The 26,739-nt window shown below is 58.0% G+C and carries 15 protein-coding genes, 1 tRNA gene and 1 pseudogene; 8 read left to right on the top strand and 9 right to left on the bottom strand.

Annotation, left to right across the window (positions count from 1 at the left end):
• The first annotated feature begins 109 nt into the window (after positions 1–109).
• Both H8A92_RS28280 and H8A92_RS28285 read left to right on the top strand, forming a co-directional pair.
• Positions 110–1,660 carry a hypothetical protein gene (locus H8A92_RS28280; RefSeq protein ID WP_229198810.1) on the top strand — a complete coding sequence of 517 codons (1,551 nt, stop codon included), beginning with the start codon at positions 110–112 and terminating at the stop codon, positions 1,658–1,660.
• The gene (locus H8A92_RS28285) at positions 1,657–2,559 is read left to right on the top strand and encodes a terpene synthase family protein (protein ID WP_229198801.1); all 903 of its coding nucleotides are present in this window, start codon (positions 1,657–1,659) and stop codon (positions 2,557–2,559) included. Before H8A92_RS28280 ends, H8A92_RS28285 begins: the two co-directional genes overlap by 4 nt.
• A 1,540-nt stretch (positions 2,560–4,099) precedes the next feature.
• Here the strand turns inward: H8A92_RS28285 and hisN are convergent.
• Together hisN and H8A92_RS28295 are read right to left on the bottom strand one after the other, a co-directional pair.
• Positions 4,100–4,891: a histidinol-phosphatase gene (hisN, locus tag H8A92_RS28290; protein ID WP_229198802.1), complete on the bottom strand. Its 792-nt coding sequence runs from the start codon at positions 4,889–4,891 to the stop codon at positions 4,100–4,102.
• A gap of 565 nt (positions 4,892–5,456) precedes the next feature.
• Positions 5,457–6,767 carry an AlbA family DNA-binding domain-containing protein gene (locus H8A92_RS28295; protein ID WP_229198803.1) on the bottom strand — a complete coding sequence of 437 codons (1,311 nt, stop codon included), beginning with the start codon at positions 6,765–6,767 and terminating at the stop codon, positions 5,457–5,459.
• Between the two features lie 937 nt (positions 6,768–7,704).
• Here H8A92_RS28295 and H8A92_RS28300 point away from each other — a divergent pair.
• The gene (locus H8A92_RS28300) at positions 7,705–8,658 is read left to right on the top strand and encodes a nucleoside 2-deoxyribosyltransferase (protein WP_229198804.1); all 954 of its coding nucleotides are present in this window, start codon (positions 7,705–7,707) and stop codon (positions 8,656–8,658) included.
• Between the two features lie 350 nt (positions 8,659–9,008).
• Here the strand turns inward: H8A92_RS28300 and H8A92_RS28305 are convergent, their stop codons facing one another.
• From H8A92_RS28305 to H8A92_RS28320, 4 genes and pseudogenes are all read right to left on the bottom strand, one after another.
• Positions 9,009–9,614: a hypothetical protein gene (locus H8A92_RS28305; protein WP_229198805.1), complete on the bottom strand. Its 606-nt coding sequence runs from the start codon at positions 9,612–9,614 to the stop codon at positions 9,009–9,011.
• Between the two features lie 59 nt (positions 9,615–9,673).
• Positions 9,674–10,771: an SEC-C metal-binding domain-containing protein gene (locus H8A92_RS28310; RefSeq protein WP_229198806.1), complete on the bottom strand. Its 1,098-nt coding sequence runs from the start codon at positions 10,769–10,771 to the stop codon at positions 9,674–9,676.
• Positions 10,768–11,180: pseudogene (locus H8A92_RS28315) on the bottom strand (SOS response-associated peptidase family protein); the annotation flags it as partial. The gene H8A92_RS28310 and the pseudogene H8A92_RS28315, both read right to left, overlap by 4 nt.
• A gap of 162 nt (positions 11,181–11,342) precedes the next feature.
• Positions 11,343–11,418, bottom strand: a tRNA-Ile gene (locus H8A92_RS28320).
• Between the two features lie 772 nt (positions 11,419–12,190).
• On the opposite strand from H8A92_RS28320, the gene H8A92_RS28325 reads away from it, so the two are divergent.
• From H8A92_RS28325 to H8A92_RS28335, 3 genes are all read left to right on the top strand, one after another.
• Positions 12,191–15,295 carry an efflux RND transporter permease subunit gene (locus tag H8A92_RS28325; RefSeq protein ID WP_229198807.1) on the top strand — a complete coding sequence of 1,035 codons (3,105 nt, stop codon included), beginning with the start codon at positions 12,191–12,193 and terminating at the stop codon, positions 15,293–15,295.
• 651 nt (positions 15,296–15,946) lie between these two features.
• A complete protein-coding gene (locus tag H8A92_RS28330) occupies positions 15,947–16,831 on the top strand; it encodes a sulfite exporter TauE/SafE family protein (protein ID WP_229198808.1) in 885 nt (294 codons plus the stop codon).
• A gap of 1,110 nt (positions 16,832–17,941) precedes the next feature.
• The gene (locus H8A92_RS28335; RefSeq protein WP_229198811.1) at positions 17,942–19,081 is read left to right on the top strand and encodes an MFS transporter; all 1,140 of its coding nucleotides are present in this window, start codon (positions 17,942–17,944) and stop codon (positions 19,079–19,081) included.
• Between the two features lie 256 nt (positions 19,082–19,337).
• Here the strand turns inward: H8A92_RS28335 and H8A92_RS28340 are convergent, their stop codons facing one another.
• Entirely contained in the window at positions 19,338–20,363 is a 1,026-nt protein-coding gene (locus tag H8A92_RS28340; protein ID WP_274613487.1) for a GDP-L-fucose synthase family protein, read from the bottom strand.
• Positions 20,339–21,430, bottom strand: coding sequence for a GDP-mannose 4,6-dehydratase (gene gmd, locus H8A92_RS28345; protein ID WP_229198809.1), 1,092 nt, complete (start codon positions 21,428–21,430; stop codon positions 20,339–20,341). The genes H8A92_RS28340 and gmd overlap by 25 nt, the downstream gene beginning before the upstream one ends.
• 902 nt (positions 21,431–22,332) lie before the next feature.
• On the opposite strand from gmd, the gene glmS reads away from it, so the two are divergent.
• Entirely contained in the window at positions 22,333–24,159 is a 1,827-nt protein-coding gene (glmS, locus tag H8A92_RS28350; protein ID WP_229198813.1) for a glutamine--fructose-6-phosphate transaminase (isomerizing), read from the top strand.
• A 425-nt stretch (positions 24,160–24,584) separates the two neighbouring features.
• Here glmS and H8A92_RS40855 read toward each other — a convergent pair whose 3' ends face one another.
• Complete coding sequence (locus H8A92_RS40855; protein ID WP_274613488.1) at positions 24,585–24,968, bottom strand: hypothetical protein; 384 nt, start codon at positions 24,966–24,968, stop codon at positions 24,585–24,587.
• A 1,521-nt stretch (positions 24,969–26,489) separates the two neighbouring features.
• Here H8A92_RS40855 and H8A92_RS28360 point away from each other — a divergent pair.
• Positions 26,490–26,739, top strand: a 250-nt coding sequence (locus H8A92_RS28360; RefSeq protein ID WP_476695698.1) for a transposase, incomplete at its 3' end; no start/stop codon positions are given.

A 26,739-nucleotide genomic window follows, 5' to 3' on the forward strand; every position in this document is an offset into this window, starting at 1 on the left:
TCGGGGCCGTCGGCGCGCCGGAGCAGGGCGGCCGTTCGGCACTCCCTATACGACGGTCGGCGGCGACATGCTTGACGTCTGCCCGTCCGTCGCAGAAGGAGCATCCCGCGTGAACGCGCTCTCCGAACAGATCATTTCCGAATTGCGTCATCTGCTGAGCGGGATGAACGATGGCGGCAGCGTCGGTCCGTCCGTCTACGACACGGCGCGAGCTCTGCGGTTTCGCGGCGACGTCACCGGTAGGCACGAGGCATACGCATGGGTTATCGCGCAGCAACAGGCCGATGGCGGATGGGGAAGCGCGGACTTCCCGCTGTTCCGCCATGCGCCTACGTGGTCGGCATTGCTGGCATTACAGCGCGCCTGTCCTCTTTCCAGCGCTGACGACGCAGTCCAGGCAGCAACCCGGTTCCTCCAGCGCCAGCCCGATCCCTACGCGCAGGCAGTCCCGGAAGACGCGCCGATCGGCGCGGAACTCATTCTGCCACAGCTTTGCAGCGAGGCCGCATCCTTGCTGGGCGGCGTGACGTTTCCACGCCACCCAGCGCTGTTGCCGTTGCGGCAAGCGTGCCTGGTCAAGCTGGCAGCGGTGGCGACGTTGCCGAGCGGCCATCCGCTGCTGCACTCCTGGGAAGCCTGGGGGACGTCGCCGACCACTGCACGCCCGGATGAGGACGGCAGCATCGGCATCAGTCCGGCGGCCACCGCCGCGTGGCGCGCGCATGCCGTGACACAGGGGAACACGCCGCAGGTCGCGCGCGCCGACGCGTATTTGCAGACGGCATCGCGGGCAACGCGCAGCGGCATCGAAGGTGTCGTTCCCAACGTCTGGCCGATCAATGTGTTCGAGCCATGCTGGTCGCTGTACACCCTGCATCTGGCCGGGCTGTTCGCGCATCCCGCGCTCGCCGAGGCGGTGCGCGTGATCGTCGCGCAGCTCGACGCGCGTCTGAGCGGGCGCGGTCTGGGCCCGGCCTTGCACTTCGCGGCCGATGCGGACGACACCGCCGTTGCGTTATGCGTCCTGCACCTTGCTGGCCGTGACCCGGCGCTTGATGCGTTGCGCCATTTCGAAATTGGCGATCTGTTCGCCACGTTCCCCGGCGAGCGAAATGCTTCGGTGTCGACCAATATCCATGCCCTGCATGCCTTGCGACTATTGGGAAAGCCCGCCGCCGGCACCAGCGCCTACGTCGAGGCCAATCGCAACCCGCATGGCCTATGGAACAACGAAAAATGGCACGTTTCGTGGCTGTATCCCACCGCGCATGCGATCGCTGCGCTGGCGCAAGGCAAGCCCCAATGGCGCGACGGGCGCGCGCTGGCGGCGCTGATACAGGCGCAGCGCGACGACGGCGGCTGGGGCGCCGGTCGCGCGTCCACGTTCGAGGAAACTGCCTATGCGTTGTTTGCCTTGCGCGTGATGGACGGCAGCGAAGAGCCGACAGGGCGCAGGCGGATCGCGCAGGCGGTCGCGGGTGCGCTGGAGTGGATGCTCGCCCGCCATGCGGCGCATGCACTGCCGCAAACGCCGCTGTGGATCGGCAAGGAACTGTATTGCCCCACCCGGGTCGTGCGCGTGGCCGAACTCGCTGGGTTGTGGCTGTCGCTTCATTGGGGACGGCGCGTCCAGGCCGAGAAAGCACGAGCCGCGCCATGATCCAGCCCCAACGCGCGCTGCAGCAGGTGCTGGACTGGGGGCGTTCGCTGACCGGGTTCGCCGACGAGCATGCCATGGAAGCGGTCAGGGGCGGCCAGTACATACTGCAGTGCATCCACCCGAGCCTGCGCGACACTAGCGCCCGCACCGGCCGCGATCCGCAGGACGAAACGCTGATCGTGGCGTTCTATCGCGAATTGGCGCTGCTGTTCTGGCTCGACGATTGCAACGACCTTGACCTGATCGCGCCGGAACAACTCGCCGCGGTGGAGAAGGCGCTGGGGCAGGGCGAGCCGTGCGCGCTCCCCGGATTCGAGGGCTGCGCTGTGCTGCGCGCTTCGCTGGCGGCACTTGCCTACGATCGTCGCGACTATGCTCAGCTTCTCGACGACACCCGGCGCTACTGCGCTGCGCTGCGCGCCGGACAGGCGCGGGCGGCAGAGGCGCAGCGCTGGTCTTACGCCGAGTACCTGCACAACGGCATCGATTCGATCGCCTACGTGAACGTGTTCTGTTGCTTGTCGTTGCTGTGGGGGCTGGACATGGTGACCTTGCGCGCACGTCCGGCGTTCCGTGAGGTCCTGCGGCTCATCTCCGCGATAGGACGCCTACAGAACGATCTACATGGACGGAACAAGGACAGGTCCGCCGGCGAGGCTGGCAACGCCGCGATCCTGCTGCTGCAGCGCTATCCGGCTATGCCTGTGATAGAGTTCCTTAACGACGAGCTGACCGGCCATACGCGCATGCTGCACCGGGTGATGGCGGAAGAACGCTTTCCCGCGCCGTGGGGCACGTTGATCGAGGCCATGGCGGCCATTCGCGCTCAGTACTACCAGACCTCGACCAGCCGCTACCGCAGCGACGCTGTGGGGGCAGGCCAGCGTGCGCCGGCCTGAACGCCGGGGCCTGCGCGCACTTGTTACGTTGATCTAGGCCTGGGCCGGCAGAGGAGTTTCAAGGAGGACGGCGATGACGGGGGCGGCAGCGACCTCCGCAGACAATCGCGCGGCAACCACATGCACGTGTCTACGAGCGATCCGGGTGCGACGGCTATATCCGCAAAAAGGCAGCACAGAGCTGCGCTAGATCGGACACGCGCTCCGCTCACTGAGCAATTCGATGGCGGCACAATGGCGCGAGCCGCAAGCGCTTGCTATACCTCCGCCGCAGCTCACAACTGAGGTTGCTTCAGATTTCTTGACAGCACGTGAATCGCTAGAAGGGTAGGACGGGGCAGGTTGTTATGATGGGCTAGGACATCCGATCAGAATCGATCGTCAGTTCGTCGGTATGCACCTTCACCACTCCTCATCGATCTCTCCTCGCCAAGGAAACGGCGCAGGTGATCGCCTACATGCGGTAAAGGGGCACTCTACGATCCGCTTGACCCGCAACCTTGAAGATCAGCCGCTTGGTACGGGACCAAGCCCCCAATGGCGTCAGGGTGTTTCTCAAGACAAATCACGATCTTCTTCGACAATGTACTCCCTATCGTTTCAGGCTGGATACCGGCCTGCAGAGTTCTTAGAAATCTAGAATCTAGGCATGTTGGAGATGGAGGAAACGCCCTCACGTGCCTCTCGATGCACCGCAGTCCCTAAGCGAAAACTACGTTGGGATGACCGATCGCAGTTGCGGAAACATACCTGACGGGCTCTGACGTAGACAATCAAGCAGTCCGCGTCCACCAGCGCGCAATATGAAATCCGGCTAGCGACACCCAGTTTGGAATAGTCGGCGAAAATAATGCGCCTCCGCGCATGAGCAAACATCGCGCTGGTTATCTCTGCTTCGTCGAGGAGTGACCATCGCGAAATCTGCTCGGTAGCGGGCAATCTCATTGACGTAATCGCCCCGAGCGTTACGGGACGGATCGTCCGTCCGTCCGCACCCAAAATCACCGACCGTGTCCGCGCTGTGTACAATCGCATAGGATGTCTGCACTTGGCGGCATTTGGTGACGACAGGAAGCCTTCCATCCGAGCTAAACGTTGGGCGAGGGCGGTTGTCGTGCTCCTCGCGTCGAGAAAGATCGTCTAATCGGCCTCGACCATTGCTGCGGCTGCTTTGGCAATCACTCTTTTTTTGCGGGTACGTACGGCAGTACGCACTTTGTGGTGAGCCTCCTCCCTGGTCTTCGTAACCGGGACGACTCCGCCGCAGATTCGGCGGAGTTTTCCACTTCATCGTTTCGCGCGATACTCCAAAATCTTCCGTCGGCCGATCAACGCTTAGCGTGCCGAACGCTGCCAACATCGATTGAATGCGACGCCGTCGTGCCTCTTGCCACTTACATGCTTGCAGCTTTTAGACTGTTCACATTATCGGCTTCGGGCAATCACGCGATACGATAATAGGCCCGATGCGTCCAACCGACATGATGCTGGTGCCCTTCTTTCCACGCACCTGCCCGACTCAACCGCGCTTCCATCGTTTCTAGAGCAACGGCAAAACTTCGGCGTGGAGTTCTGCCGTGCTTGCAGCGATGACCCGCTTGCCCGAGGTGATCGTGAGCGGCTTGCCCTCCCAGTCGGTGACAATGCCGCCGGCTTCTTCGATCACCGGCACCAGAGCCATGAAATCGTAAGGCTCCATCCGCGTCTCGATGACGAGGTCGATGTGTCCAGATGCAAGTAATCCATAATTGTAGCAGTCGCCGCCGAAGCGACACATCCGGGCAGTTTGGCTGATACCCAGGATTTGATCGCGCTCTGAGTCTGCAAAATAGAGGGGCGACGTGGTGTAGAAGTTCGCGTCGGCGAGGCGCCGGCAGGCGCGAACTTGGCATTTTGTGCGAACGCCGCTCGCGTTGACAAACCAGCTACCCAGGCCGGTTGCGCCCGTCCAGCGTTCCCGCAATGCGGGCATCTCGACGACGCCAATCTGTGAACGCCCTCGGATAGCGAACGCGACCAGCGTTCCCCAAAGCGGAGACCCGGAAATGAAGCTGCGCGTGCCATCTATGGGATCAACCACCCACGTAGGCGAATCGAGATCACCCTGAATCCCGTATTCTTCACCGAAAATCGAATGCTCAGGAAATCGAGCGGAAATCGCCTTTCTGATGGCTTTCTCGACACACCGATCTGCCTCCGTAACGGGGCTCTCGTCATCCTTCGTGTTGATGTCTATCGGTCGTCGAAACCATTCGGTGGCGTGAGAACCTGCGCTTCCAGCGATCTCGAACGCGAAATCGACCAAATCAGACATCGAGTCTGCACCATCCATGCTGGCAACTCCTGAGCATTGCAGATCTAACTTATGGCACAGAAACATATATTGCCATATCGCTTTTGATACCGGGGCTACGGTCCCCACGCAGAAACCCAAAAACAAAAAAACCATCCCGATTGTTGCTCACTTCTCTAACCGGACGGCCACTCCAGCCTACCATGAGTAATTGATTTGGCTTCGACAGAGAATTGCTTTGGCTTCGTCGGGCAGGGGATTTGCTTCCACATGGAATGGCCGCTCTTACGCACTTTCGCCTTACCAAGTTCTACAACATCTCAACAAATACGCGCACGATTTGCAGTTCCTACGAATCTGCCGCAGGCCAGTTCGCAAAATTCCCATTAATCTCGAGGGCTACTAAGTCGTAGCGGCGGACCTCGCAGCATGAACGCAACGCGAGGGCAGAGCAGCTCGCGTCCGTAGCGAAGAGAAGCTTTTGTTAGCCGGCCGGGATCTTTCTTTGAAATCTTGAACTCGGCAATCACGTCGCGTGTATGCGCCGGGCGCTACAATCCAGCACTAAAGTCGATGCGGCTGCGCGGAGTAGTGATGGATGAGCCTAGGCGGCTCCTTGCTTGAGCAGATCATTCCAAGGCACCTTACAGACAATCTCGGAACTAACACCGCATGAATTCATTAGGTCGCGCACGATGGTGGCAATAAGCACATCGTAGTCTTCGCCTGAAGCAAGAGAGTACCGCGGTAGCCCCAGTGGCAAATCAGCCCTCAGCGACAGTCCGCTAGAATATCCGTCGTCATTCCAAAAAATGCCAAGCGGCGGCGTGCTCCAGATTTGAGCTTCCAATCCGTATTCAACGGCGTCCCATGCAAGTTGGGTTCGGAGACACTCTACTTGAGCAACCGCACCCACAACCAAGCTGATGATCCAACTAAAGTAGACCCGCGAATCGCTGCCTCTCATTGCCGCTCGGGCCGGGTGAATAAGGCGGAACTCAACTAGCCCGTCAGCTCGGACCAACCGGGATATGCCTTCTTCTTGGTCAGCTACGTCGCATACAAGGGAGCGAAGTCGGACGCTCGGTCTCTGGTTGAAGCTTCGGGCAGGATAACTGCACTTATATTCATTGCCATCCACACTCATCGTGAAGCCCCGTCCGATCCACCACAGGTCAGGCCGTTGCGTCACAATTGGAATATTTTGAGGGATCGTCGGCATAGCGGTGACCCTGACGAGTAGCGGCTTTACCCAGTCGGTTGGCTTTCCCGAGCTTCCCCTCAACAAGGTCTGGTAAGCAGCGCCAGCAGCTTCATGGCGTTCCGCGAATACCGCTTCAATGCGATCCCCAATGCGTGCCAACTCAAGAGTACGGGCGGTGATCTCCCTAACGTTCATTTTTGATGCTCTTTCTCCGCGACGAACGTAAAATTCGCGGGTTGTCGTTAGCCTGTGCGGCCCGGCCAACGATTTTCCGACACGCATGACCACATATCCGTCGCCCGCGTCCGAGGCCGCGACCGCACGTATTTCGATACTTGGCAGTCTAGGCTCTACCACATCTTCGGCTGCATCGAGAAAACGCTTGGCCAACTCTTCACAATTGGGAAGGGCCTCCAACCTTTCGGCGCGACGTGGCTCGTCTTTCGTTTCGTGCACTCCAAGCACGAGCGTTCCACCGTCGGCATTTGCGAAGGCAACCAGTTCCGAAAGCACTTGATCTCTCGCATACTCACCGACGCGGTCACCCTTTTCGATCCACCGATCAGCCACGGCGGCGGGCTGTCCCCTCGTCGGCACGAAAGGCAGGGTGCCTTTGAATTCCAATTCGCCAGTCTCGCGCGCGGCAATACGCACGAGATCCTCCAAATCCAAAGCAGTTATTGTCTCGATTGATTTGCGGAGAATGGACACATCTGCCCCCTGTGACGGCCGACTTGCTTGGGCAGCCCGGCTTTCTCGCCATTGCGGTTGAAGCGATTGAGGTCGCTGCGAGGTACCATCATCGCGACGCCTGTAGTTGTCTGTAGGACTCGATCATCGCGGTCGTCACGTCGCTCGCGTAGCACAGCGGCGAAGCCCCGCCAGGCCGCGAGTGCGCGCTTCTTGCGCCACAGGCTCGACCGTTTCGCATCACGTCGTCGGGACATGCGCAGGGCTTACCCGTTGCGTGATATTGATCCCGGCTCGCCTTAATCAAGATCGCGGCAATGGCTGCGGCAGTCAGCGCTGCCTCGAATTTGCGCTCGGCATCGGGCGGCGGTGGGGCCGTCCTGTGGGGTGCGTTGACTTTGGTAACGGGCGCGCTGCTCGTGGCGCCGGATGGCGGGGGCGGAGTGGTTGGTGGCTTTGGCGGCGCCACAGTCACCGGTGCGTCCGTCAAGGCAAACGGGATTGCTGGTACGGCAGACTGAATTGAAATAGGCGGAGAGGGTGCGCTCGTCGCTGGCGTACCCTGTCGACCGATCGAATAGGCTCCGAGGGCTGTAACGCCTAAGAGCAAAATGACAACGCCGCCCCGCATAATTTCTTATTCAAGCGCAAGCAGAGATATTGCGCAAGCTGTGGTTGAATATTTTTGACTCCGTGCTCTTCCGGATAGGCACTGCATTTGGTTGCCCTCAAACTGTGTGGCCGCAGCAGGCGGTACGCATTTGTGGGGTCTTTGCGATTGTCGTCCCGGTTGCTGCCGCAGGCGGTTCCGAAATCCCCATGGACGGTTGATCCTTGCTTGTGTGATTCTCGCCGCTGCTGGCGGTGTCGTTGCTGCCGAGATGGTGGCTATGGCGGCGCCTCTTGGATGAGCGCGCGCCAGCGATTGAGTGCGTAATCGAATTTTTAGGAGCAGGTCTTGCCCTATAAGAGGCCGATTGAAGGCGAGCCAGAACAGGAATGTCCGGTCTGTAATTCGCCAGCCAACATCCCGCGTAACTATGACGGCTTGGTCGTCTTCTGCTCTCGCTGCGGAGACTTCAATGCTGTGGAAGCCACCGAGCTTTCGCTACCTCTACCAGGCGAAAAGATGCGTGCTCTGGCGAGCTATCTGATCCGCAAACTACAGGGCAAGAAGCGTCCGACGCTCACACCTGATTTCTTGAACTCGCTCGCGGAACATTCACTTCCGACCCCAGCCGAGCTATGCGACAACCTTTTACTTTGGCTAGCCGATCAAGCGGACGGCCGTGCCGGTAAAGTTATCGGACCCGGCAAAAGTCTAGGTGATTTGGACATTGTGTCGGCTGTTGGGGCCATCGACGCTGGTGACGTCACGTGGGCGATGCAGTCTTTAACGGATCGTAATCTGGTGCTTAACACCAATCTCGCGCGGCTTCCTGCTTTTCGAACTACGATCACATCCGCTGGCTGGGATAGGGTCGAAGAGCTAAAGCGGGCCCACGTTGCTTCACGTTATGCGTTCTTTGCACGCAGGTTCGCGAATGCTGATCTAGATCGCGTTTACACGCAATGCCTGCTGCCTGCCGTCAAGCAAACCGGATACGATCTCCGTACTGTTACCCAGAAAGCGGGACACATCGACGCGCTTATTGAAGGCGAAATTCGTCGCTGTCGGTTTCTCGTTGCAGACCTCTCCGACAACAACCCAGGGGCCTACTGGGAGGCGGGGTTCGCTGAAGGCTTGGGGAAGCCAGTGATCTACATCTGCTGCGCGGGCATCCAAACGCACTTCGACACGAATCATCGCCACACAGTCCGCTGGGATGTGTCGAAGCTCACGGAAACTGCGGCCAATCTAAAGGCAGTCATTCGAAATACGTTGCTAGGCGACGCCATCCAAGAGGATTAGGCCACATTTCGGTCGGGCAGACGACGGTGAGTACGGGCGCCGCTGACGAAGCGGCATCTCACCTAAATAACCCGGTATATCTTTGCGGACTTCTTGGGCGGCTCGTGGACCGGCTCGCGATGGCGGTTGAGTGCCCGCATCACGCCGAGGCGTGCGAGCATCGTGGGGCCACCGGGCGCAACCAGCATCAGCGCCTCGATCGCGGCCTGCCATTCGGCGCATCGTGCTCCACGCTTCGGCAGCTTCGTGTGATGTAAGTGGCAGCGTCGTGCAGCGTGATCAGTAAGCGGCCATCTGGCAGCGGCATTGGATCGTCGAAGGCACCCTGCCAGCTGGAACGTGACCGCGCGTCAAATCGGTGGCCAATTGGATATCAGCGCCAGCGTCTCGGTGGCCGGGTCGCTCATCACGGCATTGTCTGTCCGAGAGTGTGCGATCACCTCGTTGAGCATGCGCTTCTGTTCGGGGCGTGATCGCTGGTTCAACTTCGGGAATACGCGCTCGTATAGGTCCGAAGGAAATTGGGAGGCCAGTTTGTCGGGATGCAGGGCGAGATACCAAGCCTGATGCACCTGCGCTTCAATCGGCATCGCATTGGTCGCGCCTGCGTAGTCATACCAGCCGATGAACAACGCATGATCGTTCTGCTCATCGCTGAACTGCATCAGCAAGTCGTCGTCGTGGCGTTCCTCGCCGCTATGTTGCTGCGTGGCGTGCTTGAAGGCGTTCCAGAACTGGCGCTGGAGTTTCCTGATCTCCTGAATCTTCATCTCAGGAAACGTCTTAATGGCGTGAGAGGTGAAGGGCTGCGCGCCTGCCTTCTTGGCGTAATATTCGATCAATTCGCATCCGCCGCCAGCAAGGTAATGCACCGAGACTGGATCAAGGTCCTGCAGATACAGAGCGAGCGCCGTGCCGAGTTGTCGCCGTGCACTTGCCATTTTCAGATTTGACATTGTTCCCCCAAACGTCGGTCGTGGATTGCAATCTTAGCGTTACACGACGGACGGCAGCTTTATGGAAGGTCCGGGCTCAGCCTTCCACCGAAGGAATACGGCAGCAATCGTGGCCGCAATTTCTTAAAGGTGTCGTGCAAGGCGGGCGTGACCTGCTCGGTCAAACCGCCATCGTCCATCAGTTTATCGGGATCGATGAACGTCCTCGTCAAGCGCGCGAGTCCCTCTTCACACTCAAGCATTGCATTGACCATCAGTTCTCCGAAGTTTGGCATGGGCATCAACTTGCGACGAAACATGACTTCGACGCTTGAGCCCAAGATCAAACGCAGTCGGATGTTAGCGGGCGGGTGCTTTTTCTGTGTTAGAACACGTTCGACCGAGATCGCTCTCAAATTCTCCGTCCATATTCGATACTGGAGATAAATCGCGCACAATAGGTCATATACCCGTTTCGCAGTGACGCCCGGCCCGGTGCGAAGTCGGTGCAAGCCTTGTCCAATGGCGAAACAATCGGCCTGATATTCGAAAGCTTGGTAGTCCAGCGCGGAGAGGGGTGAAGTCGATCCCGCTTCTGAGATCAGGCTGGAGCCGGTGACCTGCTTCAGGAGAGCGGTGTGACCGTTGAATATGTGGCCCAGCTCATGATCGAACAAGTGATCAATGGCTGCAAGGGCGAGGTCGGAGGCGTACTTCGCGCGTGCGGGGTCTTTCGGCTGCCAGTTGCGTTGTGCGGTGGTCGTCAGATCATAGAGTTTGCGCTTCGGTTGATAATCTCTGTGAACAATCTCCCTACTGGGCCATCCTATGTGGGGGAAATTGCTCGGGTGCGACAGCATCTGGTCAAACAGATCGCGCAACAGGAACACCGTGCCGCGGTTGATCTTGATAACATTCGTGCCGTCGTCCTGCATTTCAGCAGATGCACCAAGATAGGCTTCCGGCCAAAGCTCAGCGACCACGGAGTGCTTCGTCTGTAGCCCGCACTCCATGATCATTGCATTCGCGCGCCCGTTGTAGCGCTCGCTGAAGGTATCGACATCGCTCGGGAAGAGGTCTTGCGGGTAAGGATCGGGTGCAAAACTGCCATGGCAGTGTTTGTGTCGTAGTCCGCTACCGCACGGACATGGTTGGTTGTGGCTGATCTTGACCATCATGAAGTGGTCTCAGTCCTCGGCGACGGTGGATGATCTTCCTTCTCTGCTCCGCGCATCATGATCTTGAGCATGTCGTCGGGCAAGGGCCGCTGCAGGCCTTGGCCTCATCCCACGTCGCGCGCAGCCACATGTTGCGCTCCTCATCGGTGGTCAGGATCACCGGCATGGCCTTGTGATGGATTGGCGCGACCACCTCCGTTGGGCGCCGTCGTCAGGAAGCCGTAGACCAGATGCGGCCCCGGGATCGGCTTTGACTTGGTCCCCCGATCGCCCTTGAACTCGGTCCAGATGCCAGCGAACGCGGTGAGCGGCCGGTCGTCACCGAGCGCGAACCACACCACGTCCTTTTTTTGGTCTCCGGGTTTGGCTCCGGCGCGTGCTCGGCGAAGCTGTTGAACGGCACCAAGCACCAGCAAGCCACCGAGAAAGCCACGACGCTGGCAAGAGCTGAGAATGTTGAGTTGGTCAACCCAGCCCAGCGAACACCGCGCGAAGCGTTGTCACACCCTAGTGGGCCGGGTGTGACAGCGGAGCGGAAAGTGAAATGCTTTCAGTGGCAATGCTGGCCGAATGGTGGGCCCGGCAGGACTCGAACCTGCAACCAAACCGTTATGAGCGGTTGGCTCTAACCATTGAGCTACAGGCCCCGCTACTAAAGGAGGTGGCGCGGCATGCTGGCATCGTTACAGCTTGTCTGCGGCTCCCGCAAGGTTCGGTCCTCACGCTTCGGACCTCTCCGCAGAAGCTCGAAGCGTGAATTCGGTCCGAAGGCGTGCTTTGGCGCAGTTATCACCTCCTTTATGAAGGCGCGACGTGCGTAGAATCAGCAGGCCGCGCCGGCGCGGAGTCAAAAGATAGGGTTTTCCAACCCGGCGAGCTGTTCACTGGTGTTGAGGGGGCGATGAGACTTCAGCGTTCCGGTTTAACAAAACCTTGGTATAGGTTTGATAGCCCATTCTATATTACCCACTCACCTTTGTAGAGTTGAGCATCCGTCAGATCGTTTCTACTTTCGACATCGAGCCGGATCATTCGAACCAGCGATCGAAGCGAAGCCTTGAGCCGGCTTGATTCCTTGCTGGAAGTCGTTGCGTTCCGTCAAGGTCTGAGCATGAAACTACATGGAAACAGTGAGCCCAATTCCAAGTCTCGAGCCGGCCTGCAGGCGGCTAGGCGCAAAAAAGACATGGATGTTTAACTTCGGTAGTGCTCCCGCAATTCGAGGTCGCGGTCAGTGATGAGAAGGGTAGGGCCGATGTTCATCCAAGCAACCACGATGTAACAAGCGCAGGACTGAGCTCCCTGCTTGGGAGCGTGTGCCTTTTGGATCAGGCGTTTCCAGTTCCCCAAATTTTACGCGCATTAGCCGCGGGCAGCACGACCTACTCGCGATTTGCGTTACCTTGAATGCGAGTCGAGATGGCATTTACCGAACTTTTCATCAAACGGCCGGTGTTGTCTGTCGTCCTCAGTCTCCTGATCCTGCTGATCGGACTTCGAGCGGCTACCGTTCTGCCGATCAGGCAGTATCCCAAGCTGTCCAATACGATCGTCAATATCACGACTTCCTATCCTGGCGCCTCCGCCGACATGATCCAGGGGTTCATAACCGCTCCACTGGAGCAGGCCGTCGCTTCCGCCGAGGGCGTCGACTACATCACTTCATCATCGGTACTCGGTACGTCGACGATCCAAGTATACGTAAAGCTGAATTTCGATCCCAACGAGGCGCTCACCGAGGTGCTTTCTAAGGTCAACTCAATCAAATATTTAATCCCGAAAGAATCAAACGATCCAGTCGTCACTAAGGCAACGGGTCAGGCCACGGCTGTCATGTATATCGCTTTCTCTAGCGAGGAACTGACGGCCAGCGCGATTTCCGACTATCTCTCGCGGGTCGTGCAGCCGGTTATGTCAACCGTTGACGGCGTCGCCGCGGCAGACATCTTGGGGGGCCAAAGTTTTGCGATGCGGCTATGGCTCGATACGGCGAAAATGGCAGGGCGCGGCGTCTCGCCGGCGGATGTTTCGGCTGCAATTGCCGCCAATAACTTCCAGGCGGCAGCCGGCCAGACCAAGGGATATTTCACTATCTCCGACGTCACGGCAAATACCGACCTACGGAGTGTAGATGACTTCAAGCGTATGATCGTTAAAGCCAATGATGGTGGCTTTGTGCGCATTGAAGACATTGCGACAGTTGAGCTTGCCGCACAGACGACAGACGCCAGTGCCGTCATGAACGGCGAGCACGCGGTCGTCATCGGCGTGCAGGCTGGTCCACAAGGCAACCCGCTGAACATAGTTCGAGGTGTTCGCGCGCTGTTTCCAGAAATGGAGCGTAACCTGCCGCCATCGCTGAAGATGAAAGTCGCCTACGATTCAACGAAATTCATCCAATCGTCGATCGATGAAGTCGAGAAGACCCTGATCGAGGCCATCGTGATCGTGGTGGTGGTGATCTTCCTGTTCCTGGCCTCGCTGCGATCGGTCATCATTCCGGTCGTCACCATTCCGCTGTCGCTCGTTGGCGTCTGCAGCTTGATGCTGGCGCTGGGGTTCTCATTCAACCTGCTGACCCTCCTTGCGATGGTGCTCGCGATAGGTCTTGTGGTCGACGACGCGATCGTCGTGGTGGAGAACGTCCATCGTCATCTAGAGCAAGGGGCGCCGCCCCTGCAGGCCGCCACGAGGGGAGCGCGCGAGATCGTGGTCCCCGTTGTCTCCATGACGATTACGTTGGCGGCGGTGTACGCCCCCATCGGCTTTCTCGGTGGCCTCACCGGTGCGCTGTTCCGCGAGTTCGCGTTCACGCTGGCCGGGGCGGTGATTGTATCTGGCGTGATCGCTTTGACGCTGTCCCCGATGATGTGCTCGGTCTTTCTAAAGAGCGTCGAGCAGGGGCGGTTTGCAAGGTTCACGAACAGCGTGTTCGCTGCCATGACACGCTGGTACGGCCGCAAGCTTGATCGCTTGCTCGACTATCGCCCAATTACCTGGCTGTTTGCGCTGACCATGCTGGGCCTTGTCGGCTTTTTCTATGCGCATACTTCTAAGGAACTCGCACCGGAGGAGGATCAAGGTATCGTATTCGCGCTTACGAAGGCGCCGAAATATGCCAATATCGATTATCTCGACTTTTACGGTGCCAAGCTCGAAAAGGTATTGCAAAAGTTTTCCGAGACTGATTTGAGCTTCGTGCTCAACGGTAGTGGCGGCTTGCAATCAGGCATGGCCGGAATGTTGCTGAAGCCATGGGACGAGCGCAAGCGATCATCGATCGTGCTTAGGTCCCTTGTTCAAGCCGAGCTGTCGAAAATCGAAGGCATTAACGCATTTGCGTTTAGCTTGCCGGCGCTTCCGGGCGGATCGGACGGCTTGCCCGTTCAGATGGTGATCAATTCGACGCTTGGCTTCCAATCCGTCTATGAGCAGATGTCGAAACTGAAGGATGCCGCGCGCAAGAGCGGTCTGTTCATGGTTAGCGACTCTGACCTCGAATTCAACCAGCCCGTGGTGCGGATCAAGGTCGATCGGTCCAAGGCCAACGATCTTGGCATCACCATGAAGAATATCGGCGACGCGCTGGCCACCCTACTTGGTGGAAACTACATCAATCGCTTCAATCTGCAGGGCCGCTCCTACCAGGTGATCCCGCAGGTCCCGCGCGAGAAACGCATGGCCCCGGAAGCGATTGGGAACTATTATGTAAAGACTGCGACGGGCTCGATGCTTCCGCTATCTACCGTCGTCTCGGTGGAGACTGCGACTGATCCCAACGCGCTCACCCACTACAACCAGCTCAACTGCGCGACCTTCCAGGCCGTGCCGATGCCTGGGGTCACGATCGGTCAAGCCGTGGACTTCCTGGAAGGAGAGGCAAAGAAGCTGCCGGCGGGTTTTAGCCACGACTTCCTTGCCGAGGCGCGGCAATATGTGCGCGAGGGCGACCAACTTGCCATTACCTTCGCATTTGCACTGATCGTCATATTCTTGGTGCTTGCGGCGCAGTTCGAAAGTCTGCGCGATCCCCTCATAATTATGATCAGTGTACCCATGGCAATTGTCGGCGCCCTGATCCCACTATTCTTTGGCTGGGCGACGATGAACATCTACACTCAGGTTGGGCTGCTGACGCTGGTCGGTCTAATTTCCAAGCACGGGATACTGATGGTTGCGTTCGCCAACGAGCTGCAGCTCAAGGAGAGACTAGACCGTCGCGCGGCCATAGAGATGGCGGCTCGTGTCCGACTTCGTCCAATCTTGATGACGACGGCGGCGATGGTCACAGGGGTGGTACCTTTGTTGGCGGCAACAGGAGCCGGCGCCGCGAGCCGCTTCTCAATTGGGCTGGTGCTCGTCGCGGGCATGTCTGTCGGCACGCTGTTCACGCTCTTCGTTCTGCCGGCAGTCTATGTCGCGATCGCCTCCGATCACTGTGCCGATGCGAGTGCCGGTCAAGCGAAGAAGTGCCCCAAGTTCGACCTCACCAGCGCTGCCGAGGCCCAGCCAGCCGAGCAATGACGCCAGGATTAGGCCGGATCGACCGATTACTGCTCGACGATAGGTAAGATTTGCGCAACGTGGTGATCCGATGCGCCCCGAGATGCGCGACGGGACCGAAGGATGATCCCTCGCCTGGTGAATTGCCGCACATTCACCCCAGCCGAACGCTGGCTTACCGCCATGCGCGGAGAGAATCAACGTGTTCTCAAACGGCAGCTTTCGCATCGTCCAAAAAGCGATGATGAAGAATTTATTTGTTCTCAACCGATCGCGTTGAATTGCCGGCTGAGATAGATGAACTCCAGTCTGATCCGCATTAAGTGGCTGCTATAAGGGAAATTCTGTGGGTTGGAGAATTGGTTGTCTGCACTTATACGGAACCGACGCAGTTAAGGTTTCGATACGAAACCCATTGGTGGAACAATCTGAGGCCCATGCTGAGTGATGTAGTTAGGTACCGGGAAGTACGGCGCCACTGCTTGGAACACAACTCCAGCGCATAATAGGGAGCAAATGTAGAAGCTCTGCACTTGATGACGGTCATCGCTATTATTAAGACGCCCGTAGTTCGTAAGCGAGTGGTCAGAATCGTTCGCAATCCTGAAGACCAATGTTTACGTCTGATTCCCTGGCGGGATTGGGCGCGCACCGGTGTGAGAAGTTAAGGAAATGCCTGGGTTTGACGCTTCTATCTGGTTCCTGGCCGCAACGACGTGTTTTGCGGCTTTCGTAAACGGAGCCATCGGCTACGGCTTTTCATCGCTCACTGTGCCGCTTGCGCTTGTTTTCTATACCAATCGCATTCTCAATCCTGCCATTGTCATCGTCGAAGTCTTCGTAAACGTTTACGTGCTCCTCATCAATCTGAGAGGCGTACCGGCTGTTTGGAGGCGCGTGTTTCCCATCTTGGTTGGACTCTTGCCGGGCATTGCGCTTGGCGGCTATGCGTTGGCTTCACTGCAGCCCGGCTGGATCAAATTAGCCACCTACACGATCATTCTACCTTTGATCCTGCTGCAAGCCGCCGGTTGGCGCCGCCCTATCGAAGCAAGCTGGTTGATCGGTCTGCCATTCGGATCGATGCTGGGCATCCTCTATTCGGTGACGACTATCTCCGGCCCGCCCCTGGCGATGCTGTTTAACAATCAGGGCCTGGTTAAAAACGAATTTCGTGCCGGCCTTGCCCTGGTGCGCGTGGTAGAATCGAGCGTGACCGCCTTCGTCTATTACAAGCTCGGTCTGTTCATTTCCGAAAGCGGCGCTCTTCTCCCTGTCTTGGTACCCAGCGTTGTACTCGGCATCCCGCTGGGATCCTACGTTATTCGCCGACTTGATCCGGAGATATTCCGACGCATGTGCATGAGCTTCGATGCTTGGATCGTGGGCTTCGGTTTGTCACGGGTTCTGATCGAGCTCAATCTAATGCAGAGCGCATGGGCTTATAGCGTGATGGCCGCGACGATATTAATCGACCTTTGGTTACTATACTCGTTCCTTACCACGCGCCGTTCGAGCTGGTCAGAGCAGCGACCTCGGCAAGCTGCGGGTGCTTGAACAATGCTACCGGCGCCTTGATGGCGTAGGCACTCGTCCTGGACTTGGCCAAGCGATCGCAGAGCTAATCGAATTGATGTCGTAGGGCATCGCGGTGCCCCTTTCGATGTCCACGAGAACGACATAGACATCCAGCTGATTGCTCCAAAGACAGCCAGCGCACGGGCCAAATATCCAATATCAGAGGAAAGCTCCAGAACATTTGGAGCTGATGTTCTCGTCGTTCCACCCGAAATGGTGGTGATCTTCGTATTGGTACGACGTAGGTACCACCAGCCTGAAGTTGGGAATAAATGGAATGTGCAGGTATTCGCCGGAAATTGACGGCTTGCGCGCGACCGCCGTCCTATCGGTCATCGCCTTTCACTGCGGCTCAATCGTCCCCCTCGGCTTTATCGGCAGAGATGTCTTTTTTTGTCATCAGCGGGGAAATAATTACGGCCCAGCTCGTCCGAGGGATTCCTGCGCGCACGTTCAGCCTGCTCAGCTTCTACCATCGTCGCATTCGGCGCAATCTCTCCCAGATAACGAGATGGCAGTCCGCTGAGCTCATTAGGCTGACGGAAGCGCTTGCGGAGAAGCCAGACGTCAAGCCCAAAGCGTCGCGCACAACGGACGAATGAAGGGCCTTGGCCTCCGCGACGGGCCGAATAAATCGAGGTGTTGATCTGGAAGCCCGCGCTATTGACGCTCGTTGTATTGATCTTGCAGCGCAGTGTCGTTGCTTATGATGAGAGCTTCCGGAGTGGCTAAAGTGATGTCATAAAAACTGACGACCGTATTCCAAGTGAATCAGTGCATGGAGGGGGCGCGTCGGGCTTTGTATGTTTTCCGACAGAGATTCCTTGAGCTTTGCGCTCGCACCGTCGCGTACCAGCAAAGACGATTGTCACTCAGGGTTTATCCCAGAGAGATTGCGCGACACGCCGGACGGTGCTCGACAATCACGCTCCTTAGGCAGGACCTGGGCCCGTTTTGCGACGGCATAGCATTTGCAGAGCTCAGGATTATCAACTTGAGGCCACCATCATCGAGCTTCGGGCCGCTTGCAGGCTCGCGCTCCGGAAGAGGGGGCCGCGCTCGCGAGCCGTCCTCTCAGGAGTGCCTGTGATATCATCTGCCAACTGGTCTGCGGGCGTGCTCGGGACGCGGCTCGCATTTTTTGTGGCCGGTTTCGGCCTCGCGGCCTGGGCGCCATTAGTGCCGCTTGCGAAGGAACGGCTTGAGGTGGATAACCGCGTGCTTGGTCTTCTGCTACTCTGTCTCGGAGCGGGATCCGTCATCGCTATGCTTTTGACCAGTGTGTCGAACGCGCGCTACGGCAGCAAGCCCATCATTATCGCGAGTGGGCTTGGCATCTCGCTCATCCTGCCGTGGCTTGCAGTTGCCGGCACACCTCTCAGCCTCGGTGCCATGCTGTTTGCTTTCGGGGTTTCACTTGGTTCGATCGATGTAGCCATGAATATTCATGCGATCGAATTGGAGCACGCCGCTGGACGTCCATTGATGTCCGGCTTCCACGCCCAGTACAGCATTGGCGAATTCACCGGCTCTGCCGCGGTGACCTCGGTCCTTTCGCTGCAGTGTGGCCCGCTTATCTCCACGTTGCTCTGTTCGGCCCTAATGATGATCGCGATTATGTCAGCTTGGCCGCGGTTGCTCGCCATGGGTTCGAGACGGCAGGAACCGTTGTTTGTCGTGCCCAATCGCAGTGTTTTGCTAGTAGCCGTACTCGCGGCTATCACCTTTCTCGTCGAAGGCGCAATGCTTGATTGGAGCGCCTTGCTTCTCGTTGGGCAAGGCCTCCTCGCAGAGGCGCACGGCGGCCTTGGTTGTATGCTCTTCTCAATTGCGATGGCTGTAGGCCGTCTCAGCGGAGATACCATGGTAGCTCGACTCGGCGACCGTACCATATTGATGCTCGGGACCGTGCCAATCGTGACCGGCTTCTTGGCCGTGGTGGCCGCGCCGATTGCGTTGATTGCCATGGCGGGGTTCGTGCTCATTGGGCTGGGCGTTTCAAACGTTGTACCCGTACTGTGTCGACGGGCCGGCAAACAGAATGTGATGCCCGTAGGCGTTGCGATTGCGGTCATCACCACGGCTGGATATGCTGGTATACTGGTCGGTCCCGCCATTATCGGGCTCGTCGCACACTTGGTCGGCTTGCCGTTGGCGTTCGCGATGTTAGGGGTGCTCATGTGCATCGCGACGCTGTCGGCGCGGATGGTGATGGCAGAGTCTCTCTAATCATCGGCCCAGAGGGAATAGCGCCGCGCGTCAAGCTAATGACCGATCGCAAGGCGACGTTCGTGCCGAGCCTCGATAGCTCGCAACTTGATGGCTTCAGAACAGCACGTCAATCATGCCTCTGTCCCTGCAAGTCGGCTGGCCGAGCTGCGGCTTTGACACAACGGGGACTCGGTGTTGGGCGTCCCACCGAGCGTCGTTGTTAACTGGGTTGGCTGCGCGGTGAGTTGATTATCTGCGTGAGCGGTTAGCCCGGCTATGTTGGGACTTTTAACGCCGAGTAATTCTGGGATCGGCCCTGCACCCGCTTGTCGGGACATGCGGTTACGCTGGCCGTCCATCTGCTGTCGGCGAGATACGCCCGATACGCCAACTGAATGCCCTCCTGCAGTGAGGTCTGGCCGCGCCAGCCGAGCCTCCCCAGTCGGCTGACGTCGAGCAACTTGCGCGGCGTACCGTCCGGGCGGGAGGTGTCGAAGCTGATCTCGCCGCGAAAGCCGATGACGGCTGCGACCATGAGTGCGAAGTCTGCGATGGTGATGTCCTCGCCGGTACCGATGTTGACCAGTTCCGGCGAGGAGTAGGTCTTCATCAGATGGATGCAGGCGTCGGCGAGATCGTCGACATAGAGGAATTCGCGGCGCGGCGTGCCGGTGCCCCACACCACGACATTGCCGGCGCCGGAAATCTTGGCCTCGTGGAAGCGGCGGATCAGCGCGGCGACGACGTGGCTATATTCGGGGTGATAATTGTCGCCGGGACCATAAAGATTGGTTGGCATCACGCTGATGAAGTCCGAACCATACTGGCTGCGATAGGCCTCAGCCATCTTGATGCCGGCGATCTTGGCGATGGCATAGGGCTCGTTGGTCGGCTCCAGCGGGCCGGCCAGCATCGAATCCTCGCGCAGCGGCTGCGGCGCCAGCCGCGGATAGATGCAGGACGAGCCGAAGAACATCAGCTTCGCGCAGCCATTGGCGTGCGCCGCCTGGATCACGTTGGTCGAGATCGCCAGATTGTCGTACAGGAATTCGGCCCGGAGCGTGTTGTTGGCGACGATGCCGCCGACTTTGGCCGCAGCAAGGAACACGGCCTGCGGCCGCTTCGCGGCAAACCAGGCATTGACCGCGGCCTGGTCGCGCAGGTCGACCTCGCTGCGCGACACCGTCAGCAGATCGGCGCCTTCGCGCGCCAGCCGTCGCATCAGCGCCGAGCCGACCATGCCGCGATGGCCGGCGACGAAAACCGTCTTGCCTTTCAGTTCAAACGCCGTGCTTGCCATTTGGCCGCATCCTGCCTGGCCTCGACGAGATCGCCGGCGACCATTTCCTTCACCAGTTGCGCGAACGGCGTTTTCGGCGCCCAGCCGAGCTTGGCGCGCGCCTTGCTGGCGTCGCCGATCAGCAGATCGACCTCGGTGGGACGGAAGTAGGTCGGATCGATCTGCACCAGGGTCTTGCCCGTGGCCTTGTCGACACCGATCTCCTCGACGCCCTTGCCGCGCCATTCGATGCTGCGGCCGACCTCGGCAAATGCCAGCTCGACGAATTCGCGGACCGACCGCGTCTCACCGGTCGCCAGCACGAAGTCGCCGGGCTCGTCCGCCTGCAGTATCCTGTACATGCCCTCGACATAGTCGCGGGCATGGCCCCAGTCGCGCTTGGCGTCAAGATTGCCGAGATAGAGCTTGCTCTCCAGGCCGGCCTCGATGCGGGCGACGGCGCGCGTGATCTTGCGCGTGACGAAGGTCTCGCCGCGGATCGGGCTCTCATGGTTGAACAGGATGCCGTTGCTGGCGAACATGCCATAGGCCTCACGGTAGTTCACCGTGATCCAGTAGCCATAGAGCTTGGCGACGCCATAGGGCGAGCGTGGATAGAACGGCGTGGTCTCCTTCTGCGGCACCTCCTGCACCAGCCCGTACAGCTCCGAGGTCGAGGCCTGATAGAATCGGGTCTCCTTTTCCATGCCGAGGATGCGGATCGCCTCCAGCAGGCGCAGCACGCCGATCGCATCCGCGTTGGCGGTGTATTCCGGGCTCTCGAAACTGACCTGGACGTGGCTCTGCGCGGCCAGATTGTAGATCTCGGTCGGCCGGATCTGCTGCACCAGGCGGATCAGATTGGTCGAATCGGTCATGTCGCCGTAGTGCATCAGGAACGGCACATTGCCGACATGCGGGTCCTGGTAGAGATGATCGACGCGCGCGGTGTTGAGCGAGGACGAGCGACGCTTGATCCCGTGCACGGTGTAGCCGAGCCCGAGCAGATATTCGGCGAGATATGCGCCGTCCTGCCCGGTCACGCCGGTGATCAGCGCAACGCGCCGCTTTGAGTCCTGAGCCGCCATGGTATCTCTTAGCTGCGCTGGAAAGAAAGCTTCCCTTCAATCGTCGTTTACGAAACGGACTTCTCGAGAAGTCCGTCGGTCCACTTCACCCGCAATCAGAACAAAACTATCTTTAGATCTAGTCATACACATCGTGCAGAAATGCACACTATATACATTGATTTATATCGTGCTGAAGGAGCAATACCATCGAGCTTCAAAACGCAAGCAACAACCCTCGCAAAGGCGAATCCAGTTATGCATACGTCAATGAGATAGCCCGAAGTCTGTGTTCTCTTTCTTTCATTGGGCGCATGCGTGCATTCGTTCGGTACGTGGCGCAAGAGGGCGACTTGCTGAAACCGCGGTCCGTCTGAAATCTGGCACCTGAGCAAGAGCACGGCGAAGCCACGCATCAACAACGATAGCCCAACAAAATGCCCGATCTTCTTCTGAACGGACTCGTAGTCTGGGTGGCAGGATCATCGAGAACGATCATCGCTCTTCTGCTGCCGGCCCGCTCGCGTCAGCGGCCGGTGGTCGACGCAAGCACGAAATGTGAGAACGCAGCAAACGTTGGTATAATTTTTCGAACAAGTTCGATATCGAAAGCTTACGTCCGTACAATGGAGCTTCGGTACCAATCGTTTAGTCTCATCCCGACCAACATAGCTGGAAGCCGTCAGGGCCTGATCAGCTTACTACACCAGCGCGACAAACACCAGAACGGTTGCGTGAATGCGAGAGAAGGAAGTTGTAAGGGACGCCACACGACTTACGCGACGTATCCTTGCGGCGGCCTCTTGCGGTAACGACGCGATCGTCGCTATCCAGCGAAAGTCAGTTTTTGTCGAAGCGAATATCATAACCAGATTTCCTGTCGGGGACGTCCGGCTCTTTGAACTTGGGCGGCATTGATCGATATGTGTGGAATTGTTGGAATTTTGGGGCGTCGTCCGGTCGTCGGGCAGTTGATCGATTCACTCAAGCGATTGGAATATCGAGGGTACGACTCCGCAGGTCTTGCGACACTCGAAGGGCTACATATCGAGCTCCGCCGGGCTGAAGGTAAGCTGAGAAACCTTGAGGAGCGGCTGCGCTATTGTCCGCCCGAGGGGCGCACCGGTATTGGTCATACTCGCTGGGCGACTCATGGAAAACCGACCGAGAGCAATGCTCATCCGCATGTAACGGAAAATGTCGCGGTCGTTCATAACGGAATCATTGAAAACTACCGCGGGTTGCGAGCCGAGCTGGAGCGGGATGGGGCCAGCTTCCACTCAGAGACGGACACCGAGGTGGTGGCGCATCTCGTCGAGTCTTATCTCAAGAATGGCTACTCGCCGCAGGATGCGGTACAAGCTTCGTTGCCGCGGCTGCGCGGAGCCTTCGCTCTTGCATTCCTCTTCAAGGGCCACGACGACCTTATGATCGGTGCGCGCAAGGGATCTCCCCTCGCGATTGGACATGGCAACGGCGAAGTGTACCTAGGATCAGACGCGATCGCGCTCGCGCCCTTGACCGACACCATTACCTATCTTGAAGACGGCGACTGGGCCGTGCTTACCCGCGCGATCTGCAAGATCTATAGCGCAGACGGCGCCGTCGTGCAGCGGGAGACATCAAAGCCCGGCGTATCATCACTCCTTGTGGATAAAGAGAACTATCGCCATTTCATGGCCAAGGAAATTCACGAGCAGCCAAGAGTAGCCTGCAAAACACTGACGCATTATCTTGATACTGCAGGCGAGCGCGTAGCTCTGCCGCTTACATTGCCGTTCGATTTCAACTCCATTCAGCGTATCTCAATTACCGCGTGCGGAACGGCGAATTATGCCGGTCACATCGCCAAATACTGGTTCGAGCGGTTGGCTCGCTTGCCTGTCGAGATCGATGTAGCATCCGAGTTCCGCTACAGGGAGGCGCCTTTGCGCCAGGGCGATCTCGCGATCGTCATCTCGCAGTCCGGCGAAACCGCTGACACACTAGCTGCGTTGCGATACGCGAAAAGCCAGGGCCTGCACACGATCTCTGTGGTTAACGTCCCTACGTCGACGATTGCGCGCGAGAGCGAATCCGTGCTGCCGACGTTGGCGGGGCCAGAAATCGGAGTCGCTTCTACGAAGGCATTCATCTGCCAGCTGATGGTATTGGCGGTGCTTGCCGTCGCAGCAGGAAAGGAGCGCGGTAAGCTGTCAGAGATGCATGAATCGAAGTTAGTGCGCGAGCTCGTTGAAGTGCCGCGGTTGATTGCCGCTGCGCTGTTGATCGAGCCGCAGATCGAAATGCTCGCGGGTGATATCGCCAACTCGAGGGACGTGCTCTATCTCGGCCGTGGCACGTCGGCCCCCCTGGCGTTAGAAGGCGCGCTCAAGTTGAAGGAAATTTCCTATATTCACTCAGAAGGGTATGCCGCCGGCGAGCTAAAACACGGACCGATCGCCTTGATCGATGAGGCCGTGCCTGTGGTGATGATTGCGCCTTACGACGAGCTCTTCGAGAAAACCGTATCGAATATGCAAGAAGTTGCAGCTCGCGGCGGCAAGATCATCCTGATCACCGATGCGAGGGGCGCTTTGGAAGCAACGCTGAACACACTCATGACCATTGTGTTGCCGGAGATGGTCGCAAACTTTACGCCGATGGTCTATGCTATTCCGCTTCAGCTCTTGGCTTACCACGCCGCCCTCGTAAGAGGCGCGGATGTAGATCAGCCACGCAATCTCGCAAAATCGGTGACTGTCGAATGAAGCCGCAGAGCCTCGCACCACGGCATCAGGGCTGTTGGATTTGCGTTCCGTTCCGTTGGTTGTGGATGACGGAGCAGGACAACTCCTTGATCTAGTTGAATCCAAAGTTGCTCGTAGTTTCTGCCGGTTGCGGGCTCGGGCAAAGCTGTCGCCGTTGCGCCGGGTCTTCGTCGATCGGCCAGACGGTGAGTTTCGATGGAGAAACCGGCGCCAGTCGAAAACCCCGGCTGCAAGCCGGGGTTTTCTGCTGCGCTATTCATAGCCAGCCAACTCTCGTAACCGCCGCGGTGCGGTAAGCTACGGTGCACCTCACTCATTGAGCCGAATTGGATTCGGCTTCATTCAGTCTTGGGCTCGATCGTAAGCCGCAAGTGTTGGTTGGTCAGCGCTCCTGCACCTCCTTTCATGGAGGTGCAGATCTCACGTCACATAAAGTCTCCGTCCGAGTCGGTCTCTGAAGAAGCTTCGGTATCGCTCGCCACTTTGGCGAGATACCTCGAAGAATTGGTTGCACGCTGCCATCCACCATCCCTGTATCGCCATTGGCTGGACTGGGTGGGATCGAGCACCATATCATTTTGATCCACTTCGACGAAGCCCATTTGTTCTGCACGAGTTCTCGCTGCGTCATTAGCAGGACGCCAGTTCACCAGCGGCCGTTCGCCGTCTTGCCGTAGCTGGTGCTCGAGCAGAATATCGCCAGCGTTGCCGACGAGCGGGTGAGCAACCTGAAAGTCCACGATCGAGGTGACGTCAGTGCGTCCGGGGAACTGTTCTCGCCACTGTTGGCTGTAGAACTCACTCTCCATAGGAAATCCCGCTTCCGTTCTTTGGAGACCGACGCTCCTGTTTCCTAGTTAGTAGCTGTAATATCGGGCGGCGTCAGAATCCCTTCGGATCCCGTAATTGCTAGCGACATCCGCCGTGAGCCTGGCTCTTTCGGATACATATTCCGAGTACTCCTGCGGATTGTTGGCGATATGATTGATTTCATCGCCATGAAAGTTCCTCACCTCTCGCCGGAATCTGTCTCGGTCGATTTCAATGACAGGAGGGCTTGAGCTGAGATAATAATTCGGCTGCGACGATGAGCTGGCACCGGAATCGTGCAATCGCATTCTAGCGAACGCGTCGGAAAAGTCGTCAGCGTTCCCGTGATTGCCTGAGTGATGATACTCATCATCGGATGGAACGCCCGACCAGTTATTGATTCGATTATACATGACGACCATACTCCTATCTAGTGTTGCATTTTGTTCAGGTCCCTCGACCTGCCCTGCTTGATACCGAGCTTAGCTGTCCGCAAGCTGACACCGCGTCTGGAAGGAGAACGTGGCCAGAACGTCACGAGTCGAGGTCTGCAGGGCCATAGAGTTTCCGATTTTTATGATCGAGCGGGATTTGCTCGGCGCAAATGCCGCGCCGCGCCGAACGATCAGTTTTACGAGGTCGGCACGTTCGATTGATCCGCCGTTTGTGCCGATTTACGGTTGGATCCGTCCGGATTCATGGTCCGAATTCCGGTTGGTGCCCACCTCTAGAAAGAACAATCGGCCAATTGCGACTTTGTGATCGAGTGTGGATTTCGACCTTATCGCGTCAACATCAATCATGCTCCTCGCCTCACCGCGGGACGGTGCACGAGTGGAGGACTGCCTGCGAGCGAATGAGGACTACGGATTCGATCTCATTCGCTTCACTGGTGACGAAGTGCTTTCGATGATGATCACCTCTTTGAGGTACTCAGAATTTCGCATCGGTCATGTCTGACGGCGGTATGATGCTGATAGTCCGGAGCTGTACAGTCCTTTAGCAAGTAGCAGAACCAAGAGCCGGGCCATTCCCCGTCGCGAATTAGTCGTTCGTGAAGAACTGGCATGGCGCCCAGTTCAGGCGATGTTTGGAGCTGGGACGATCTCGAAGAAGGCCCCGATGATGACACGCAAGAGCGGCTTGGCTGCGGAGATCTTGTACACCATCTAACTGTGCAGGGGTTGAGGAGGGTCGAAGAGGCTACTCTAAGGCTGGTCTGAAGAAAGCGCGGAGCGATGGCAGGCACGCAGGGAAAAATGCGGCGACTGGCGCCGTTGTGGAAGGAGGTCGCGCAGAACTTTCGCGCTTGACTTGTCGAACACCCTCTATGTCTCCCGAAGTACCAAAAAGTCGTCCGTGAAGAATGCGGATTGACTTGAGAAATAAGCATAATTGGTCTTGATGTAGCATTCGATTTTGCAGGAAAGCGGGGTATTGGACCTCGCTTTCTTGCGTTTTAGGTTTTGCTTTTGGGTGATTCGTGATTCCTGACAGCGTCGTCGACATTGGGGAATGCGATGAGCAAGCCGCGGGATGATCGCCAGAAAGACCTGTTGCTTCCGGCGCTTGATCAGATCATCGACATGGGTCATCCGCTGGTGCGGTTGGCAGCGCTGATCGACTGGAACATCCTGAATGAGCGCTTCAGTTCGGTGTGCCAAGCAGGGTCGGGACAGCCGGGCTTGCCGACGCGGCTAGTCGCCGGCCTGTTCATTTTGAAGCACATGCACAACCTGTCAGATGAGGTGCTGTGCGCTCGCTGGATCG

It is taken from the genome of Bradyrhizobium acaciae (genome assembly GCF_020889785.1).
GTDB classification, from domain to species: Bacteria; Pseudomonadota; Alphaproteobacteria; order Rhizobiales; family Xanthobacteraceae; genus Bradyrhizobium; species Bradyrhizobium acaciae.